Genomic DNA, 20,250 nt, shown 5'->3' on the forward strand with positions numbered 1-20,250 from the left:
GATGCAAAGCCGTCCGGGGCCAATCCGTTCCAGCGCCGCTTCGACGGCACTCTGGGTCGTGAATTTCGGAAGGTCGACCCCTTTAAAGGTGGGGCGGAGGGTTCGGTATTGCTGAAGCAGGCTTGCGTTCTAAGCGGCGGCGGCGAGCGCGGCGGCGAGCAGTTCGCGTTCGCGGCCACGCCGGATGATCGGCACGTCCAGCAGGGCGTCGCTCAGCAGATGGCCCGCGCCGTCGTCGAGCGCGTCGGCCACCACCACCATCGGCGTCTCCGGGGCGAGCGCGTGCAGCGTCGTCAGGTGGCGCAGGTCAGCCTCGGCGGTCGCGCGCCGCACGCCGCCGACAATCAGGTCGACGGGTTCAAGATCGCGCAGCGCGGACAGCGGCGCGTGGTCCTCGTCGACGACAAGGTAACCCAGGCTGGCCAACAGTTCGCCGACCCGACCGTCGGCGTGCTCCATCAGCGCCCGGCGGGTCATTCGGCCGCCCGCATGCGCGCAGTCGACCACAGGTGCGCCCGATAGGTCTCGAAGCAGCGACGGCCGGCCTCGAGCCGCATCAGCGCGCCCTCGGCGATGAAGCGGGCGCAGGACGGGTCCGCCTCGACCAGGGGCCGCAGCACTTCGGCATTCCAAGCCTCCGAGTGAGCGATGTCGAGCGTGGCGTGCAGGGCGAAGTACTTGCGGCTCTTGCCGACGCCCAGGCGCTTGAGGCCCTTGGCCACGAGATCAGCTCGCCACGGCGCGGTCAGCTCCACCGCTCCGAGGGCGCCGACGGCGTGATAGGCGTAGCGACGGGTCGTGGCGAAGGCCACGAGCGTATTACCCAGGGCGAGCGAAGCCGCGCAGGTGCCTTCGATGGTCGGGTCCAGTTCGAGCGCACTGGCCAGTTGGGCCAGCATCGGTCCGTGCATGCCCGCCTCGGCGCCACGGCCCATCTCGTCCCAGTAGTTGCGGGCCAGTTCGAGCTTGGCCTGGGTCGGCATCTTGACCTGGGTCAGGGCGACCAGGTCGTCGAAACCGGCCTCGCCGGCCACCTCCTGCAGCAGGAACCAGCGCATGTCCTCGAACGGAGCGTCCTCGGCCAGCCAGGGGAACAGCGGGTCATTCTGGCCGGGGCCGGTCTCCTTCAAGGCCTCGAACCAGGCGACGAAGCCGTCGGCGTCGTCGGGTATGGCCGCGACCCCGGGCGCGATCCTGGCGCGCTCGGCTTCGATGAACGCGCCCTCAAGAAGGCGCATCTCATGCTCCTGGGCGAGCTCGGCGCGCCAGGCGTCGTGCGGTTGGGCGGGGGTGAGCCGGTCGTGGTTCCAGCGCGACAGCCGCTGCTGGAACGCATCCGAGAGATAATCGATATCGAGGGGCGCGGCGTTGGCGATCGCAACAGGCTGCGGCGTGCTCATCATGACCTCGTAAGAGTACTATGAGCGTCTACAGCGCGCGCCGCCTACCTCAGGTTCCAATGTCGAGAACGTCACATAAGATATTGAATAGAATGATTTAATCTTCCCATCAAAAAGCAGTGGCGCGGGAACCGGCGAGCTCGCGGCTCCGTTTTTGTCGCCGCTGTGAAATCGTGGGGAAGACATGTCGACCACATCTTCGGGCGTCCGTTTCTCGATCCGTCCAGCGGGCCGCGCCTGGTTCTGGAGCGCTGTCCGCGACGGGGCCGTCCTCGGCGAAGGGCTGGCCGGATCGCGCGCCATCGCCGCCGCCTTCGTCATTCGCCAGATCTGTCGCGCCTGCGACGAGGAGACCGCCGGCGAGATCGCGCCCGTGGCGAACGCCGCATGATCCGCGTCCTCGAAACCGCGACCTATCGCGGACCTCACTACTATTCCGCCACGCCGATGATCCGCCTGCGGCTGGACCTCCAGCAACTGGAGTTCTGGCCTAGCCATCGCTTGCCGGGGTTCATCGACCGCTTGCTACTGGCCCTGCCGGGACTCGAGGAGCACGGCTGTTCGTACCAAGCGCCCGGCGGCTTCGTCCGTAGGCTGAGGGAGGGCACGTGGCTGGGCCACGTGATCGAACATCTGGCGCTCGAGCTCCAGGCCCGCGCGGGGATCGGCGTCACGCGCGGCAAGACTCGTTCAGTCAGGGGGCGGCCGGGCGTCTATGACGTGCTCTATGCCTACGAGGAGGAGGCGCCGGCGCGTGCGGCGGGCCGGCTGGCCTTGCTGCTGGTCGACAGCCTGCTGCCGGCCGAGCTCCGCGGGATTGACGGCCTGGATCGAGTGTCCGAGCCGTTGGGAGAGGGAGTCGAGACGCCGTTCGACCTGAACGCCGCGCTGGCCCGCCTGCGTCGCATCGCGACCCGGGAAATGCTGGGCCCGACCACGCGCTCGCTGGTCGCCGAGGCCCGCCGTCGCGGCATCCCGGTCCAGCGCCTGGACGAGCATAGCCTGGTGCAGTTCGGCTATGGCGTCTGCCATAGGGTGACGCGGGCCAGCATCACCGGCGAGACCTCGCAGATCGCGGTGCAGACCGCCGGCGACAAGGATCTCACCAAGCGGCTACTGAGCCGGGTCGGCCTCCCGGCTCCGACGGGCGCTGTGGTCCGAACCGTTGACCAGGCGCTCGAGGAGGCGGCGCGGCTAAGGCCGCCCCTGGTGATCAAGCCGCTCGACGGCAATCACGGCCGCGGCGTCAATCTGGACCTGCGGAGCGAGGCGGAGATCCGCTGGGGCTTCGAGCAGGCGGCCAAGCACGGCCGTTGGGTCGTCGTCGAGGAACAGTTCCAGGGCAAGGACTACCGGATCCTGGTGGTGGGCGGGAAGGTGACGGCCGTGGCCGAGCGCGTCCCGGCCCAGGTAGTCGGCGATGGCCGCTCGACGATCGCGCAGCTGATCGAGACCGTGAACGCCGATCCCCGGCGCGGCGTGGGCCACGAGCAGGTGATGACCCGCATCGTCGTCGACGATCATGTACGCGAGATGCTGTCGCGTGTGGGGCTGGCCCTGGATTCGGTCCCCGACGCCGACCGCGTCGTCGTCCTGCGAGCCACGGCCAACCTCTCGACGGGCGGCACGGCGATCGACCGCACGGACGAGATCCATCCCGAAAACGCCAGAATCGCCCGCCGCGCGGCCCTGACGGTCGGTCTGGACGTCGCCGGCATCGACTTCGTGGCCCCCGACATCCGCCGTTCGGTGCGGGAAACCGGCGGCGGCATCGTCGAGGTCAACGCCGCGCCGGGCTTCCGCATGCACCTGGAACCGTCCGAGGGTCAGCCGCGCGACGTCGCCCGCGCAGTGCTCGCGCATCTCTATCCGCCCGGCGCGCGCAGCCGCATCCCGATCGTCGCCGTCACCGGCACCAACGGCAAATCGACGGTCGGCCGAATGGTCGCGCGGATCTTCCGCGAGCGCGGCCTCACCGTCGGCCTGACCAACACCAGCGGCGTCTATATCGACGACGAGCGGCTGCTGGCCGCCGACGCCAGCGGACCGAGAAGCGCCCGCATGGTGCTGAGTGACCCGACCGTCGAGGTTGCGGTGCTGGAGACCGCGCGCGGCGGACTTCTGCGCGAAGGCCTGGCCTTCGACCATTGCGACGTCGGCATGGTGCTGAACGTCACCCCCGACCATCTCGGCCTCAAGGGGATCGACACGCTAGAGGACCTGGCCAAGGTCAAGTCGATCGTGACGGAGTCGGTCTCGCGGCGCGGGGTCAGCGTGCTCAATGGCGACGATCCGATGACCCTGCGGTTGGCGCGACACGCCGGCGGGCGCGTGGCCTTCTTCACGCTGGAGGGGGGACCGGAGATGAGCTCTTTCCTTCAGAAACACGTTGCGGAAGGCGGGCTGCTGGCGGCGCGGGAGCGCACCGTGCGCGGCGGCGACCTGGTGATCCACGACGGCGGCCGGCGAATTCCCGTGGTCAGCGCCGACGAGATCCCCGCGACCCTGTCGGGCCTGGCGGAGTTCAATGTCGCCAACGCCCTGGCCGCGCTGTTGGCGGGACACGCGCAAGGCGTTCCGGTGGAGACCATGGCGCGGGCCCTGCGCGGCTTCGCCTCGTCGCACCAGGACAATCCGGGCCGGTTCAACATTCACGACGGTCACGGCTTTCGGGTCATCGTCGACTACGCCCACAATCCAGCGGCCTTGCGCGCGATCGGCGCCGTGGTCGAGAAGCTGCGGCCTTCCGCCGGGCGGGTGATCGGCGTGGTCAGCATTCCGGGCGACCGGCGCGACGAGGACATCCGCGAGATGGGCGAGATCTCCGCCGAGCTGTTCGACGAGCTGATCTTCCGCGAACGTCCGGACGGCCGTGGACGGGCCTCTGGCGCCGTGGTGGCGATGCTGAGCGAAGGGGCGCTGGCCAAGGGCTTTCCCGAAGACAACCTGCACCGGGTGCTCGGCGAGGAACAGGCGGTCGACCTGGCGCTGCGAAGCGCGGCGCCGGGCGATCTCGTGATGATCTTCCCGACCTCGGTCGAGCGGATCTGGCGGCAGGTGGAGGCGTTCCGCCCCGCCGCCAACGCGCTGTCGCCGCCGTCGGAGGACATGATGGGAGGCGCGGTTGCCTGACGCGGGAGGGCGCTGGGCGCTGATCGTCCACGGCGGCGCCAAGGCGATCGCGCCAGCGGCGTGGGCGCGGCATCGGCAGGGCTGCCTGGCCGCCGCCGAGGCCGGCGCGGCGATCCTGGCGGCCGGCGGCGACGCCTTATCGGCGGTGGAAGTTGCGGTGCGGGCGCTAGAGGACGATCCCACCTTTAACGCCGGGCGAGGCTCGGTGCGCAACGCGGCCGGGGAGGTCGAGTGCGACGCGGCGATCATGGATGGCGCCAGCCTGGCCGTCGGCGGCGTGGCCGCCGTCCGCACGCTGCGCCATCCCATCTCCGTGGCGCGGGCGATGTTGCCCGAGCGACCGGTCCTGCTGGTCGGCGAGGGGGCAGAGGCCTTCGCCCGCGCCCACGGCCAGGAGCTTTGTGCGCCGGCAGACCTACTGGTCGACCAAGCCGACGGGAAGGGGTGCGACACCGTCGGCTGCGTGGCGTTGGACCTGGCTGGAAATCTGGCGGCTGGAACGTCGACGGGAGGTCTGACCGGTTGCGCGGTTGGCCGGGTCGGGGACTCGCCCTTGCCGGGATGCGGCCTCTACGCCGACAACGCGGTCGGCGCCGTGTCCCTATCGGGCGAGGGCGAGAGCCTGATCCGCACCACTCTGGCGGCCCGGCTGATCCAGGCGCTGGAAGAGCAGGCGCCGGATGCAGCGATCGAGACCGCGATGGCCTCGCTGGCGCGGGTCGGCGGCGAGGCCGGCCTGATCGTCATCGACCGCCATGGCCGGATCGGTTGGGGCCACAACAACGCCCAGTTCGCGGTGGCTCACGCCGCCAGCGACCGGCCCGCCCGGGCTTTCGTGGCGCGTGACGAAGACGATGGAGAATGAGGTGACGGAGCGTTCGGGCGACGAAGGGACGCTGATCATCATTGGCGGCGGCGAGGACAAGGAGGGCGACAAGGTGATCCTGCGCGCCGTCGCCGAACGCCTGCGCGGCGGCAAGCTGGTGCTGGCGACGATCGCCTCCAGGTCGCCCGACGGCTATTTCGAGGCCTATCGCAAGGCCTTCGCCGACCTGGGCGCTTCGGAACTGGTCGAGCTCTATGTCGAGGACCGCGCCGAGACCCACGATCCGGAAAAGCTGGCGCTGCTGGACGGGGCCGGCGGCGTGTTCTTCTCCGGCGGCGACCAACTGCGCATTTCCAGCCAGATCGGCGATACGCCGATCGAACGGCGGGTTCGCGAGATCTGGCGGGCCGGCGGCGTGCTGGCCGGGACCTCGGCCGGAGCGTCGGTGATGAGCGACACCATGATGGTTCGCGGCGCCAGCGCCGAGACGCACCGGATCGGCGGGCTGCAGATGGCGCCGGGGCTGGGTCTGGTGCGCGACGTGATCATCGACCAGCACTTCGCCGAGCGCGGCCGGATCGGGCGCCTGCTGGGCGCCGTCGCCCAGAGCCCTCGCGTGCTAGGCCTCGGGATCGACGAGGACACGGCCCTGATCGTGAAGGGCGACACCTTCACCGTCATCGGCAGCGGCGGCGTCTATGTCGTTGACGCCGAGGGCGTGACGGCCTCGAACATCGCCGAGGCCAAGACCGACGGCGCGCTCTCGATTCTGGACGTGCGCCTACACGTGCTGGCCGACGGCGACAGCTTCGACCTCCGCAGCCGACGGCCGCAAGGACAGCCGGCGCCGATCAGGGTGGCTTGAGCGAAGGAGCCGCCGCCGCTCATGGCGCTACGCCGACAGCGCCGGTACGGAAGGAGGAACGTCCAGGGCTTCGCGCAGGGCGGGTTGACGGGAGCGGCTGACGGGCAGGGGCGAGCCCTCGCTAAGGTGCAGCCGCCAACGATCACCATCGCGCTCCAGGCGCTGCACCTGGGCCAGGTTCGCGATCACCGACCGGTGGACGCGCAGGAAATTCGCCGGCAACTGGGTCGCCAGACCGTCGAGCCGAGCGGCGTGCAGCAGGCTGCGGCCGCCGACCAGCCGCAGCTCGACATAGTCGTCTGCTCCCACCACGGCCATGATCTCGGCGATCGGCACCAGCTCGACGCCACGCGCCGAGGCCACAGTCAGACGATCGGGGCGGCTGGCGGCGCGGGTCAGGGCGGCCTCGCGGCCGCGGTCGTCGCGGCTCAGCCGCACCACCTCGACCATCAGCAGTGGAAGGACCAGGCCGGCGGCGAGCAGGAAATAGGATAGATCGGCCAGCCAGTCGGGGAACCCCAAGGCCAGCGCCAGGAACAGCGCCAGGTAGACCAGGGTCAACCGTGCGCCGGGGATGCGCCGATACACGCCCGCCGCGGCCGGTGGGACGGCGAGCGCCACGCCGATGATCAGCGCCCACACCGTCTTCTGGTCGAAGCCAGGCAATAGGGCGGTGACCCCGACGGCGACCAAGGCCGCGCCGACCATCGGGCTCCGCGCCTTGGGCAGAAACCGGGCGGCCGCATAGGTCACCAGCAGGATCGCAAAGGTGGCGGCCAACACCCAGATGGCGCTCATCCGCCAAGCGTGCAGCGGATAGGCATAGTTGGACAGCGTCCGCAGGCTCTCGACGACGGCCTGCAGGGCCGCGACCGCGGCCATGGCGGCCAAGATCAGGCTGGAATCTGTGCGGCGCATGACGTGGATGACGGCGAAGCCGAACGCGGCGGCCAACAGCGCGCCAGCCGCCACGAAGGTGACGGCCAGCAGCGCTTGGCGTTGAGGAAAGGGATAGGGCCAGACGCCCATGGCGTTCATCGGGCGAGCGAAACGCAGGCCGCCATGGAAGGACGAAAGGTGCAGCACCAGGCTGTTCTCGCCGGGTCGCCAGGCGGTGTCGCGGATAGGGAAGACCGCCTGGTAGCGTCCGGGGATTTCTTCCCGCCGTGCCGCGCCGGGACGGCCGTTGGCGCCCAGGCGTTGGCCGTTGAGCCAAGCCTCGGACGAAGCGACGCCCCCCAGATAGAGCGCGTGCGGTCGAGCGTCGCCCGGCGCCTCGATCGTGGAGCGGATCCAGAGCTCCCGCCCTTGTGGATCGACGAAACCCTGGACCGGGCGGCAGTCGCTCAACACGGGGCCGCCTGGCCCGGCGACTCCATGACAAGCCTGCCACGACAGATCCTGGGCTTGAGCCAGGGGCGCGAAGCCAGTCAGGAGCAGGCCGAGAAACAAGGTTCGCCACATAGCCTCTCTATAAGGCGCCGCTCACCGAGACGCGCCGCCATTCGCCGATGGCCGGACGCCGTTGACCGAAGCGGCGTGGCGGATCGCGTCGCGGACGGCTCAGCTGTCGGCATGACCCACACCTCGCTTCATCGCCGCACCCTGCTCGCCGCCGCCAGCCTGGTCTTCCCGAGCCTGGCGTTCGCCCAGGCTGTCGCTCCGACCCAAGCCCCTGGTCCGACGACGTCTCCATCGCAGGCCGGCCCCTTCCGCTTCAAGGGCTTGCAGGGCGTCGAGACCGACGCCGAGCGGGGTTTCTTCGAGGTCCCCGAAGATCGTCGCGATCCCGGCTCGCGGAAGATCCGGCTGAGCTATGTCCGGTTCGCTTCGACGGCGGCCAAGCCGGGGCCGCCGATCGTCTACCTGGCGGGTGGCCCCGGCGGCACGGCGACGCGGGCGGCGGGCGGACCGCGCTTTCCGATCTTCATGGCCCTGCGCGAGGTGGCGGATGTCATCGCCTTCGACCAGCGGGGTACCGGCCTGTCCAACGCCATTCCGGAGCGACCGCTCTGGACCCGCCCGCCGCCGGTGTTCACGGAGGCCGGGCTGACCTCCCATTTCCGCACGGAATTCCAGAGCGCATGGGCCGACTGGACCAAGGCAGGCGTGGCCATGACCGGCTACAACACCGAACAGAACGCCGACGACATCGACGACCTGCGACGTCATCTCGGCGCGGAAAAGGTCGACCTCTGGGGCATCAGCTACGGCACGCACCTGGCGCTCAGCATGCTCAAGCGGCACGGTGACAGGGTGAACCGCGTGGCCCTGGCCAGTCTGGAGGGCCAGGACCAGACGGTGAAGCGGCCGGCGGCGATTGACGACCTTCTGCGCCAGGTGGACGCTTTACTGGCCGCCGATCCCGCCGTTCGCGCGGCCGTGCCGGACCTGCCGGCTTTGATGCGCCGCGTGCACGCCAGGCTGGAGACGCAACCGGCTCCGACGAAGGTCAAGCTGAACGGCGCGGCGGCTGAGATCCGGATGGGCGGCTTCGGCGTCCAGTTGCTGGCGGGGGGGCTGATCGCCAACCCCAACACCCTGGCCATGCTGCCGAGCCTGTATCTCGCCCTCGATGCGGGGCGGACCGACGTGTTGGCGCCGTTCCTGGGCGATGTGGCCGACCTGCTGAGCATAACCGGCATGCCCGAGGCCACGGATCTGGCGTCCGGGATTTCGCCGCGCCGGCTGGCCCTGGTGCGGCGTGAGGCGCGGACCGCCGTGCTCGGCGCGGCGCTGAACTTCCCGATGCCACAGCTGCTGGGCGTGGTTCCGGGCGTCGATCTCGGCGAAGGCTTCCGGGCGCCGCTCCGCATCGACCATCCCGCCCTGTTGGTCGCCGGTTCGCTGGACGGCCGCACGCCGTTGGCCGAGCAGGACGAAGTCGCGGCTCAGTTCCGGCGCAAGTCGCGCGTGCTTGTCGAGAACGCCGGCCATAACGTCTTCGAGGCCCACCCCGGCGTGCGGGATTTGCTGGTGCGGTTCTTCCGTGGCGAGTCCTTTAGCGACACCCGGCTGAGCCTGCCGCCGCCGAAGTTCCAGTTGGCTTGACCCGGCTTGGCTCCCTGAAATCTTTTCGAGGGTGGCGCGAGATCCACGGCGGCGCCGCGCGACGAGCCCGCGATTACTCACGAGAGCCAGTGGTCGTGGCCAAAACCATTTGCAAAATGCCCGAACCTCTCGAACTATAAGTCCAGCATGATACCGGTGTCATAAGAACGCCGGGCCAGGGAGGTAATCGGATGTTGCAGTCAGATCGGTCCAGGTTGCGCGCGCGCCTTGTCGCGGGATGCGGCGCTGTCGCCTTGTTGCTCGCCGCCGGCGCGGCGGTCGCCCAAACCAGCGGGGCAGGAGCGCCCGCACCTTCGGACGACACCGTCGAGGCGGTCGTCGTTACCGGCTTCCGGAACAGCCTGGCCCAGGCATTGAACGTCAAGCGCTCGTCGGCCGCGGCCGTGGACGCGATCTATGCCGAGGACATGGCCAAGTTCCCGGACCTGAACCTGTCGGAATCCATCCAGCGTATTCCAGGCGTCGCCATCTCGCGCGACGCCGGCGAGGGCCGGCAGATCTCGGTGCGGGGCCTGGGCGCCCAGTTCACGCGCGTGCGCATCAACGGCATGGAGGCCCTGACCACCTCGGGCGGCACCGACGCCTCGGGCGGCACCAACCGCAGCCGCTCGTTCGACTTCAACGTCTTCGCCTCGGACCTCTTCAACCGCATCACGGTGCAGAAGACCGCCTCGGCAGAGACCGAAGAAGGCTCGCTGGGCGCCACGGTGGACCTGAACACCGCCCATCCGTTCGACAAGCGGGGCTTCAACTTCGCGGTCTCGGGCAAGTACGGCTACAACGACCAGGCCAAGAAGGCCTCGCCGCGCGTGGCGGCGCTGATCTCCAACACCTGGCGCGACGACACGATCGGGGCGCTGTTCTCGATCGCCTATTCCCAGCGCGACTTGCTGGACGAAGGCACGAGCACCGTCCGCTGGCAGACCGGCACGGCCACCTCGCCGGGCTTCCGCAGCGTGCGCGGCGTGACCTGCGCCACCAACGCGGCCGCCTGCGCCGAGGCCAACGGCGCCGTCCACCCGCGCATCCCGCGCTTCGACTGGTACCACACGACGCAGGACCGCCTGGGCATGACCGGCTCGCTGCAATGGGCGCCAGACGACAAGACCCAGGTGTCGTTCGACGTGCTGTACGCCGACTTCAAGGGCAAGCGGAACGAGGACTTCCTCGAGACCTTCACGCCCCAGACCGCCGGCGCCTGCACCGCCACCTCGGCGGCCTCGTGCGGCATCAACCAGGTCGACGTGCTGGACTATACGATCAGCACGCCACGCTCGAACTTCCCGGTCATGACCAAGGGGACGTTCAACAATATCGACCTGAAGACCGAGCAGCGCCACGACGAGCTGGAGACGGAGTTCCGCCAATTCACCCTGGCCGGCGAGCACCAGTTCACCGACAAGCTGAAGGTCAAGGGCGTCCTGGGCTTCTCGAAGTCGACCTTCGCCAACCCGGTGCAGAACACGGTCCAATGGGACCAGTACAACGTCCAGGGCTACAGCTGGGACTACAGCGGCGGCGACACCTATCCGGTAATCAAGTACGGCACGGGTGACACGACGAACGCCGACGCCTGGACCCTGGCCGAGATCCGCATGGTCCAAGGCTATGTCGACAACAGCTACAAGACCGCCCAGTTCGATCTCGCCTATGACTGGAGCGACAACTTCAAGCTCAAGGGCGGCCTGTCGTACAAGGCCTACAACACCGACAGCACGGCCTTCTCGCGCACCAATGGCACGTCGGCCAACATCAACCCGATCACCTCGACCGACCTCCGGAGCGTGCCGCGCTCGACCTATGCCGAGACCATCGACTTCTCCAGCCTGAACCTGCCGGCGGGCAACGTCTCGTCATGGATCACGCCGGACCTGCGAAAGGCTATCTCGGCCTTGCACATGGACGACCCGACCTACGGCAAGGCCGTCACGACGACGCCGGGCACGGTGTGGGTCAGCCCGTTCGGCAACGAGTGCTTCACCGCCGGCTGCGGCCTCTACCACCTGGGCCGGGAGGCCAGCCTGGGCAGCAACTACGCGATCGATGAGTGGGACACGATCGGCTACGTCCAGGGCGACTTCAAGTTCGACCTGTGGAACGTGCCGGTGCGCGGCGACGTCGGCGTACGCTACGTCCAGACCCGCCAGAAGGCGCTGGGCTACGGCGTCGTTCCGTCGACGGTCAGCGGCGTCAACTACCAGACCATCTCGGCCACGACCGCGACGCGCAGCTACAACGACGTGTTGCCGGCTCTGAACCTGGTGGTCGAACCGCGCGAGGACCTGCTGCTGCGCTTCGGCGCGGCCAAGGTGATGTCGCGCCCGAACCTCGGCTCGCTGACGCCGGGCGTGAACATCAGCACCGGCAGCAACAAGACGGTGACCTCGGGAAACCCGTTCCTGGATCCGTTCCGCGCCAAGACCGTGGACGCGGCGGTCGAGTGGTACTTCCAGCCCGGGGCCCTGTTGTCGGCGGCGTTCTTCTACAAGGACATCTCGACGTTCGTGCAGAGCTATACCTCGCCGCTGTCGACCTTCGACCAGAACCCGTTCGGCCTGCCCGACAGCGCGGCCGTCGCGGCCTGCGGCACCACGCCGGGCTGCTCGCCCAGCCTCCCGGTCTGGCAATTCAGCACCTCGGTCAACACGCCGGGCGGCCCGCTGAAGGGCTTCGAGCTGAACTACCAGCAGCCGTTCACCTTCCTGCCGGCCCCGTTCGACAAGTTCGGCTTCCTGGGCAACTACACTCACGTGACCTCGGAGGTGACCTATCTGTCCTCGACGGGCGCGGTGACGGCGGTCGGCCCGCTGACCAACCTGTCGAAGAACAGCTACAACGCCACGCTCTATTTCGAGAACAAGAAGGTCAGCAGCCGGGTCTCGGCCGCCTATCGCAGCAAATACCTGACCCAGATCCCGGGCCGCAACGGCTCGGACGTCGAGGGCACCAAGGGTACGCTGAACATCGATGCTTCGCTGACCTACACCTGGAACAAGCACCTGGCCTTCACGCTCGAAGGGGTCAACCTGACCAACGAGGTGCAGGACCAGTACTACGACTCCAGCCAGCTGGTGTCGTTCTATCATGAGACCGGCCGCGAGTTCTTCGCCGGCTTCCGCTACACCTTCTAATCCACGATACGGCGCGGTTCCTCGGGAGCCGCGCCGTATCGCTTTCGATGGCCCTCCCGCTTTCGCTAGTCGGGGCGATGGCCGCCTATTGGGCCTCTCGCTTCGTCGTGACCTTGCCGAACACCGGCGCCGCCACGGTCGTCAAGCGATCGGTGGCGTCGCCCGTCAGATCGAAGAACACGATCCGATTGGCGCCGCGCTTCATCCAGGGAGCGGGCGCGTACAGCGTATGCACGGGTCCGATCGACCAGAACCGGCCAAGATTGTGCGCTCCGAGCCAAAGCTGGCCTTTGTGGAGACCGCGCATGTCCAGATAGGTGTCCGCGGGGCGGTCCACCGTCATCTCGGCTTCGTAGAAGCAAGGCCCCGCGCAAGGTTGAGGCGACATGCGCAGCTTGGACAGGTCGTCCATCGGCAGCCGGAACATGCTCCAATCGTCCAGCGGCGCGCCTTCCAGGGTGACGGCGCCGGTCAGTCCGGTCTGCTCGGTCCGGATCGCGTGCGAATAATTCACGCGCCCGGTGTTCTCGACCAAGATATCCAGCGTGGCGGGGCCGGTCCGCCGAGGCAGCTCCACGGTTTCCTGGCCGAGGCGCCGATCGAGCGTTCCGACAAGCTTCTGGTCGACATAGACCTGGGCGTAGCTGTGCATGCCCTTGAGGACCAGGGCGCCGGCCTGTCCCTTGGCGAGCGAGACCCGATAGAGGACGTACCCGTAGTTCTGACCGAGCTCCTCGAACGTTAGCGGATGCTTGGCGCGAACAGGCTCGGGAAGGTTGCGCCATAGCGACGCGCTGCGTCGGATCGACGAGACCGGGAAGGTGGCGGCGACGCTGGCCGCGGGAGTCGGCGCGGCCGGTTTGCCCGTGACCTCCGCGATGACGGAGGCCAGCAATCCGTATTTGTAACGAGGGTTTCCCGCTTCATCGAGCGGCGCATTGTAGTCATAGCTCGTGGTGTCCGGGTGGTAGTCGGCGCCGGTATGCGAATCCGCGCCGTTCATCCATCCGAACGTCGTGCCGCCGTGGAACATGTACAGCGAGACCGAATAGCCGCGCTGCATCATGAAGCGCAGCTCTTCGGCCTCCTTGCGGCCGTCGGTCTCGTGATGGTCCTCGCCCCACTTGTCGAACCACCCCGCCCAGTATTCGCCGACCATCCGCACCCCGTTGGGCCGGAACGCCTCCAGCTTGGCGACGGCGTTCTCCGCGCCGCCTGAGCCGAAGTTCACCACCGACGGCAGATTGGGCAGAGAGCCCTTGGCGAGGTCGGATGCCTGGTTGGACGTGAACAGCACGCCATCGGCCAGGCCGGCCCGGCGGTAGGTCGCTTCCAGTCCTTCGAGATAGGCCTGGTCGCTGCCGAACGCGCCATATTCGTTCTCCAGCTGCACCGCGATGATCGGGCCTCCATTGCGCAGGAGAAGCGGTTTTACCTCTTGGCCTAGCCGCACCATCCACCGCTCGACCGCGGCGGTGTATTTCGGATCCGTCGAGCGCAGGACCAGGCTGCGGTCTTTCAGCAGCCAGGACGGATAGCCGCCGAGTTCCCATTCGGCGCAGACGTACGGGCCCGGTCGCAGGATCACGTCCAACCCTTCCGCCTGCGCGGCGCGGATGAACGCGGCGAGATCGTTCTGGCCGGAGAAGTCGTAGACCCCGGGGCGCGGCTCGTGCGCGTTCCAGAATGCGTAGGTGGTGATGGTGTTCAGGCCCATCGCCTTGGCCTTGCGCAGGCGATCGCGCCAATAGGCGCGCGGGATGCGGACATAGTGCATCTCGGCCGAGATGACCTGGTAGGGCTTGCCGTCCTTCAGAAACCCGGCGCCGCTGACCGTGAAGCTGTGCGGCGGCGCGCGCGACTGCGCCTCGGCCGGCAACGAGAACAGCGCCGGCACCGAAAGGGCCGCGCATAGCATCGATCGAACAGCCCGTTTCACATGTCTCTCCCGCGCAAAAGCCCTGGTCGCCCAGAATCGGATTTATCGTACAAGTGGCTTTACCTTAGCGATGGCAGGCACGGCTAGGATACAGCGTCCAACGCGTCCTCATCAGACGCTGGCAAATCCGCCGATGAGCGGTGGACGCCTTTGAGGCCTTGTGGTTCGCCCTGAAGCAAGTTTCGCGGGCGTCGAGCGGCTTTTACGAGCGGCCGCGGCCTAACATGCATGCGGCTGGGACATTTTCAGTGAAATGTCACATGTCGCGCCTCGCTGCTGAGCGCGACGGGCGGATGATCAATTTCGAGGTGTCGACCTGGGGATAACCGCCGCAGGCGGTGGGCGCGACGACCTCGAACGAGGACCGCATGTCGACCTATCGGCTACTGATGGCGGGTTGTTCCGCCCTTGTCCTGCTGGCGCAAGCCCAGGCTGCCTTCGCTGACGAAAACACCACGCCGTCCGACGCCGTCGACGAGATCGTGGTCAAGGCGCGCGACAAGGCGGGTCTGCTCGAGAAGCAGCCCAACAATACCGTGTTCGGCATCGACAAGCCCCTGCTGGAGACGCCTCGCTCAGCCAGCTTCGTCAGCGACGTGACGTTGCAGCGCTACGGCATCGAGACCATCGACGGCCTGACCGCCGTCTCGCCGGGGTCCTACACCGCCAGCTTCTACGGCGTGCCCGGCGCGCTGAACATTCGCGGCACCCTCGCCGAGAACTACTTCCGCGGCTTCAAGCGCATCGAGAACAGGGGGACCTATTCGACCCCGATCGGCGCGGCCGACCAGATCCAGATCGTGCGGGGCCCGCCGACCCCGATCTACGGCTCGGGCAAGGTGGGCGGCATGCTCAACTTCATCCCGAAGTCGGGCAAGAACGAGGGCGGCTACCTGACCGAGCCGACCGGCGAGGTCACCCTGACCTACGGCTCATACAACAAGAAGAACGCCACGGCCCAGCTGGGCCTGCCGGCCAACTTCGGATCGGTCACCGGCGGCGTCTATCTCTATGGCGAGGCCGAGGATTCCCACAGCTACTACAAGGGTCTCTATCCGCGCCGGCAGACCGGCGAGATCTCCGCCGATTTCGATCTGGGCGGCGGCTGGACCACGGCCTTCGGCGGCATGCTCTACCACTCGAACGGCGACGTGCAGACCCCGGGCTGGAACCGCCTGACCCAGGACCTGATCGACCATCAGACCTACGTCACCGGCCGCGACACCACGCTGAAGGACACCGACGGCAACGGCCGTTTGACGCCGAACGAGATCGGTTTCTATCCGTACGGCAGCGCGACCTACCTGGCCTATTATGGCTTCCCGAGCAGCGATGCGCTGCACACCTTGGACGTCGGGGTCGGTACGACCAAGCTGGATCCGCGCACGGTCTATATCAGCGGGGCCGACTTCTCGAAGACCCGCACCAACACTTTCTACTACGACCTGGCCAAGGCGCTGACGCCCGACAGCGCGATCAAGCTGCAGCTGTTCTACGACGACCAGGAGAACAAGCGCTTCGTCTCGTACGGCTATCCGGCCTGGTTCGACAGCAAGGTGTGGGAGGCGCGGCTCACCTACAACTTCGCCTACGACGTCGGGATCGTCACCTCCAAGTCGTTCGTCGGCGCGTCGTACCGCAGCTTCGAGGGCCGCCGCCGCGAAAGCTACAACAGCGGCATGATCGCTCTGGATCGCCGCGACATCAGCTTCGGCGCGACGCCGACGGACGTCATCGACAGCCCGTTCTCGACCGAAACCGGGGCCGGCGTGCAGGGCCTGCAGTGGGAAAACAACAACAAGAGCGAATGGACCCAGGCCGGCGTCTTCGCGATGACCGACATCATGATCGGCGAGCGCCTGAACCTGATGCTGGGCGGGCGCTACGACGACTATGACGTCAAGTCGAACGACACGGGCTTTCTCAGCTACCAGATCGCCGGCCAGCAGAAGGCCAGCAAGGGCAAGGCCACCTACAGCGCCAGCCTGACCTACAAGGCTCCGGCCGGGATCATGCCCTACATCACCTACGCCAAGGCCTCGGCCCTGGAGATGAGCCAAGCCGGCGACATCGCGCCGGGCTTGGTGGCCGACCCCAGCGACGCCTGGCTGTCGAACAGCGACCTGGCCGAGGCCGGATTCAAGTTCCAGTGGCTGAAGGGAACCCTGGTCGGGTCGCTGGCGGGCTATCGCCAGAACCGCACCCAGCTGACCGGCATCACCGGCACGCCGACCGGCACGCGGGCCAAAGGCGTGGAACTGGAAGTGCGCTGGCTGGCCAGCGAGCACCTGAGCTTCACCTTCGCCGGCAATACGCAGCACACGACCGTGAAGGGGCCCGACAATTCGTTCCAGTACATCCCGGCCTATACCGCCGGCGTGTCCGGCGCGCAGGGCTATGGCGGAACCTATGTCGTTTGGGCCTTCAGCAGCCTGCCGGGGCGGTCGGGCGACTACGACTACACCCTGATCCCGAAGTCCGTGGTCAGCCTCTATGGCGCCTACACCGGCGACGAGCACGACTGGGGCAAGGTCGGCGGCGCGCTGGGCGTCACCCACGTGACCAAGACGTCGGGCACGGTCCAGAATGCGGTGACCTATCCCGCCTACTGGGCGGCCAGCGGCAGCGTCTATTACGAATACGGCCCGTACACGGCCACGCTCAACGTCGATAACCTGTTCGACAAGCTCTACTTCACGCCCGACGCGGACAGCTACGCCAACCTTGGCGCCCTGCCCAGCAAGGGCCGCGAGTGGCGCGTGACCCTGGCCCGGAAGTTCTAGTTCCCCACGCGGCGCGTCCCCGCGAGGGCCGCGCCGCGAGCTTGCATGGAGGCTCGATGGCGATGTCGACGATCCAATGGCGTTCCTGGACCTTGCTGGGCGCGCTTTCCCTGCTGTTGTTCCTGATCACCGCCTCGACCTTCTCGTCGCTGGGCGTGGTGCTGCCGGCCATGATCAAGGACCAGCGGTGGAGCTTCGCCTCGGCCTTCCTGGGCTTTACTCTGCTGGGCGCGTTCTGCGGCGGCTCGTCCTGGCTGCCGGCCCTGCTGATCCGCAAGGTCGGCGTGCGGGCCACGATCATCGCCGGCTCGGCCGTGATGATCGCCGGCTTCGTCTGCCTGACCCTGGCCCACGGGCTGCCGGTCTATCTGACGGGGACGGCGCTGCTGGGCGTCGGCTACCAGATGATGGCGCTGATCCCGGGCACGCACCTGCTGTCGATGCTGTTCAAGAAGCGCGCCCTGCCGTTCGGGATCTATTTCACGATCGGTTCGCTGGGCGGCGTCGTCGGTCCCTGGATGGCTCTGGTGGGCCTGGAGATCGCCGGCGGCGCCTGGCGGCCGTACTGGGCCTGGCAGGCCATCGCCTCGGCCGTGGTCGGCGCCCTGGCCGCGGCCCTGGTCGGCGGCAAGGCCTGGCTGGAAAGCGCCGCTGTCGAGACCGACAAGGCCGTGGCCGAGGCGGCCGCCGTTCAGCCGGCCAACGCCCGGATCTACCGAACCCAGGTCGATTGGACAGTGAAGGAAGCGATCCGCACGCCGCAGTTCTACGTGATCGTCGCGGCCTATTTCGCCCATCTCCTGGGCGGGGTCACCGCCGTCAGCCTCGCGCCCAGCCACTTCGGCGAGATGGGCGTGGCCTCGGCCGTCGCCATCGCCGCGCTGAGCCTGGAATCCCTGATGCAGGTGGCGGCCCGGATGAGCGGCGGCCTGCTGGCCGACCGGATCGATCCGCGCTGGCTGCTGGCGGGCGCCCAAGGGATGATGGCCGCGGGCCTGCTGGTCCTGGCCCACGCCACGACCTGGCCGATGATGGTGATCTTCGCCCTCGGCGTCGGTGTCGGCTTCGGCATGACCGTTCTGGCAGTCAGCATCCTCCTGCTCAACTACTACGGCCGGAAGAACAATCTCGAGCTCTTCTCGATGGTCTGCCTGGTCGGCGCCGTCTCGGCCCTGGGCCCGGTGATCGGCGGCTTCATGCGCGACCGCCTCGGCGGTTTCGCGCCGACCTTCCAGATCTTCGCCGCCGTCATCGGCGTGATCTTCGTGGCGGCGCTGTTCATGCGTCCTCCGCGCAAGACGAGCCAGGAGACCGCCGCCGCGCCGGTTCCGGCCCCCACGCCCGTCCTGCTCAGCGACGCGGCCTAGATTTCGGAGAGTAGCGCCATGTTCCACCGTCCCTCCCAGCACAAGGACTTCGGGGTCTTCCTGCCGGTCGCCAACGGCGGCTGGATCATCTCCAAGACCGCCCCGACCCTGGACGGCCTCTATGCCCAGAACCGCGCCGCAGCCGTGAAGGCCGACGAGGTCGGCATGGATTTCGTGATGTCGATGGGCAAGTTCCGCGGCTTCGGCGGCGAGACCGACCATTGGGGCACGGCCCTGGAGTCGGTCACCATGATGGCCGGCATCGCCGAGGCCACCAAGACCGTGAAGATCTGGGCGACCATCCATCCGCTGCTGCAGAACCCGGCCGTGGCCGCCAAGATGATCGCCACCCTGGACCACATCAGCGGCGGCCGCGCCGGCCTGAACATCGTCGCCGGCGCCTACAAGGGCGAGTTCGATCAGATGGGGGCCTGGGACGAGCGCCTTTCGCACGATGACCGCTACGCCTTGACCGAGGAATGGACGACGATCGTCAAGCGCCTGTGGGCCGAAGACAGCGTCGACTTCGACGGCAAATACTTCCAGATGAAGGACTGCCAGTCGAAGCCCAAGCCCCTGTCCAAACCACGTCCAGATCTCGTCTGCGCGGGTATGTCGGATCGCGGCTTCCAGTTCTCGGTGCGCGAGGCCGACATCTGCTTCATCGGCGGCCGCACGCCGGACGAGCGCCGCGACGCCTCGCTGCGCGCCAAGCAGGCCGCCGAGGCCATGGGCAAGACCATAAAGACCTTCGCCATGTGCACGGTCGTGCACGGCGACACCGACGCGGACGCAGAGGCCAAGGTCGAGCAATACAAGAGCGGCGCCGACATGGGTGCGATCCTGGCCATGCTGGAGAGCTGGGGCGTGCCGGCCGAAAAGCTCTCGACCGTGGCCAAGGCCCAGGGCGCCTTCATGACCCACACCGTGGTCGGCTCGCCCCAGACCTGCGGCGCGCTGATCGAGGACTTCCTCCGCTACTGCGAGCTGGACGGCCTGATGATGATCTTCCCCGACTATGTCGAGGGGCTCACCATGTTCGGGGCCGAAGTTCTGCCCGGCCTTCGGGCGGTGTTCTCGTGAACGCCGTCGCGACTAGATCCGGAGTCCGCGATGACTTCGCCGCCTGGATCGCGCCGTCGCGGACGGCGGTGCTGATCATCGACATCCAGGTCGACTTCGCCTCGCCCGACGGAGCCCTGGGCGCCTATGTCGACATGGCCGTCGTGCAGCCGGCCGTCGCGGCCGCCGGGCGGCTGGTGGAAGCGGCTCGCACCGCCGGAACGCCGGTGATCTTCATCGGCCTGTTCACCATGCCGGAGACCGACTCCTCCAGCTGGAAGGAACGGATGCGTCGTCGCGGCGGCGATCCGGACGGTGAAAGCGCCCTGTGCCGCGTGGGCCAAACCGGCTCCGACTTCTACGGACCCAAGCCGTTGCCCGGCGAACCGGTGGTGAAGAAGACCCGCTACAGCGGCTTCGTCGGGACGGATCTCGACGCGCGGCTCAAGGCGCTGGGCGTCGACACCCTGATCGCGGCGGGCCTGACCACCGAGTGCTGCGTCGACAGCACCGTCCGAGACGCCTTCAGCCTGGACTACCACGTGTTCGTCGCCGCCGACGCCTGCGCCGCCTACGAGCCCGACATCCACGCCGCCTCCCTGAAGGTGATGGACCTGAACAGCGCGATCCTGACCGACACGGCCGCGATCGCGCACGCCTGGAGCGCCTGACC

Annotated in this window: 14 protein-coding genes; 10 read left to right on the forward strand and 4 right to left on the reverse strand. The window is 67.9% G+C overall.

Annotation, left to right across the window (positions count from 1 at the left end):
• Positions 1-129 precede the first annotated feature (129 nt).
• Together ASC70_RS15205 and ASC70_RS15210 are read right to left on the reverse strand one after the other, a co-directional pair.
• Positions 130-477, reverse strand: coding sequence for a hypothetical protein (locus ASC70_RS15205; protein WP_056051453.1), 348 nt, complete (start codon positions 475-477; stop codon positions 130-132).
• Positions 474-1,400 carry an iron-containing redox enzyme family protein gene (locus tag ASC70_RS15210; RefSeq protein WP_056051456.1) on the reverse strand — a complete coding sequence of 309 codons (927 nt, stop codon included), beginning with the start codon at positions 1,398-1,400 and terminating at the stop codon, positions 474-476. Before ASC70_RS15210 ends, ASC70_RS15205 begins: the two co-directional genes overlap by 4 nt.
• A gap of 184 nt (positions 1,401-1,584) precedes the next feature.
• Between ASC70_RS15210 and ASC70_RS15215 the strand changes: the two genes are divergently transcribed.
• From ASC70_RS15215 to ASC70_RS15230, 4 genes are read left to right on the forward strand one after another with little or no spacing between them, the layout of a single operon-like run.
• Positions 1,585-1,791 (forward strand): hypothetical protein, encoded by a 207-nt coding sequence (locus ASC70_RS15215; protein WP_056051457.1) that lies wholly within the window; start codon positions 1,585-1,587, stop codon positions 1,789-1,791.
• Positions 1,788-4,532, forward strand: a complete 2,745-nt coding sequence (gene cphA, locus ASC70_RS15220) for a cyanophycin synthetase (protein WP_056051459.1) — start codon at positions 1,788-1,790, stop codon at positions 4,530-4,532. The genes ASC70_RS15215 and cphA overlap by 4 nt, the downstream gene beginning before the upstream one ends.
• Positions 4,525-5,397, forward strand: a complete 873-nt coding sequence (locus ASC70_RS15225) for an isoaspartyl peptidase/L-asparaginase family protein (RefSeq protein ID WP_056051461.1) — start codon at positions 4,525-4,527, stop codon at positions 5,395-5,397. The genes cphA and ASC70_RS15225 overlap by 8 nt, the downstream gene beginning before the upstream one ends.
• Position 5,398: 1 nt before the next feature.
• A complete protein-coding gene (locus ASC70_RS15230; protein ID WP_235519408.1) occupies positions 5,399-6,223 on the forward strand; it encodes a cyanophycinase in 825 nt (274 codons plus the stop codon).
• Positions 6,224-6,250: 27 nt separating this feature from the next.
• Here the strand turns inward: ASC70_RS15230 and ASC70_RS15235 are convergent, their stop codons facing one another.
• Positions 6,251-7,576: a LytTR family DNA-binding domain-containing protein gene (locus ASC70_RS15235; RefSeq protein WP_082539725.1), complete on the reverse strand. Its 1,326-nt coding sequence runs from the start codon at positions 7,574-7,576 to the stop codon at positions 6,251-6,253.
• Positions 7,577-7,798: 222 nt separating this feature from the next.
• On the opposite strand from ASC70_RS15235, the gene ASC70_RS15240 reads away from it, so the two are divergent.
• Positions 7,799-9,274, forward strand: coding sequence for an alpha/beta hydrolase (locus ASC70_RS15240; protein WP_056052794.1), 1,476 nt, complete (start codon positions 7,799-7,801; stop codon positions 9,272-9,274).
• A gap of 254 nt (positions 9,275-9,528) precedes the next feature.
• Positions 9,529-12,426: a TonB-dependent receptor gene (locus tag ASC70_RS15245; protein WP_056051467.1), complete on the forward strand. Its 2,898-nt coding sequence runs from the start codon at positions 9,529-9,531 to the stop codon at positions 12,424-12,426.
• Positions 12,427-12,511: 85 nt separating this feature from the next.
• Here ASC70_RS15245 and ASC70_RS15250 read toward each other — a convergent pair whose 3' ends face one another.
• Complete coding sequence (locus ASC70_RS15250; RefSeq protein ID WP_082539727.1) at positions 12,512-14,365, reverse strand: beta-galactosidase family protein; 1,854 nt, start codon at positions 14,363-14,365, stop codon at positions 12,512-12,514.
• 368 nt (positions 14,366-14,733) lie between these two features.
• Between ASC70_RS15250 and ASC70_RS15255 the strand changes: the two genes are divergently transcribed.
• The 4 genes from ASC70_RS15255 (at position 14,734) to ASC70_RS15270 (ending at position 20,248) form a co-directional block, all read left to right on the forward strand.
• On the forward strand, positions 14,734-17,148 hold the full coding sequence (locus ASC70_RS15255; RefSeq protein ID WP_056052797.1) for a TonB-dependent siderophore receptor: 2,415 nt from the start codon (positions 14,734-14,736) through the stop codon (positions 17,146-17,148).
• Between the two features lie 62 nt (positions 17,149-17,210).
• Positions 17,211-18,515, forward strand: coding sequence for a CynX/NimT family MFS transporter (locus tag ASC70_RS15260; RefSeq protein ID WP_056052800.1), 1,305 nt, complete (start codon positions 17,211-17,213; stop codon positions 18,513-18,515).
• Between the two features lie 18 nt (positions 18,516-18,533).
• Positions 18,534-19,598: an LLM class flavin-dependent oxidoreductase gene (locus ASC70_RS15265; RefSeq protein ID WP_056051471.1), complete on the forward strand. Its 1,065-nt coding sequence runs from the start codon at positions 18,534-18,536 to the stop codon at positions 19,596-19,598.
• Entirely contained in the window at positions 19,595-20,248 is a 654-nt protein-coding gene (locus tag ASC70_RS15270; protein ID WP_056051473.1) for a cysteine hydrolase, read from the forward strand. Before ASC70_RS15265 ends, ASC70_RS15270 begins: the two co-directional genes overlap by 4 nt.
• The last annotated feature ends 2 nt before the right edge of the window (positions 20,249-20,250 follow it).

Source organism: Caulobacter sp. Root343 (assembly GCF_001425745.1).
Classification (GTDB): Bacteria; Pseudomonadota; Alphaproteobacteria; order Caulobacterales; family Caulobacteraceae; genus Caulobacter.

Excerpts from the sequence above, each read along its gene's own strand:
- ASC70_RS15205 (WP_056051453.1), bottom strand. The coding sequence starts at position 477 with ATGACCCGCCGGGCGCTGATGGAGCACGCCGACGGTCGGGTCGGCGAA.
- ASC70_RS15210 (WP_056051456.1), bottom strand. The coding sequence starts at position 1,400 with ATGAGCACGCCGCAGCCTGTTGCGATCGCCAACGCCGCGCCCCTCGAT.
- ASC70_RS15240 (WP_056052794.1), top strand. The coding sequence starts at position 7,799 with ATGACCCACACCTCGCTTCATCGCCGCACCCTGCTCGCCGCCGCCAGC.
- ASC70_RS15215 (WP_056051457.1), top strand. The coding sequence starts at position 1,585 with ATGTCGACCACATCTTCGGGCGTCCGTTTCTCGATCCGTCCAGCGGGC.
- ASC70_RS15255 (WP_056052797.1), top strand. The coding sequence starts at position 14,734 with ATGTCGACCTATCGGCTACTGATGGCGGGTTGTTCCGCCCTTGTCCTG.
- cphA (WP_056051459.1), top strand. The coding sequence starts at position 1,788 with ATGATCCGCGTCCTCGAAACCGCGACCTATCGCGGACCTCACTACTAT.
- ASC70_RS15265 (WP_056051471.1), top strand. The coding sequence starts at position 18,534 with ATGTTCCACCGTCCCTCCCAGCACAAGGACTTCGGGGTCTTCCTGCCG.
- ASC70_RS15260 (WP_056052800.1), top strand. The coding sequence starts at position 17,211 with ATGTCGACGATCCAATGGCGTTCCTGGACCTTGCTGGGCGCGCTTTCC.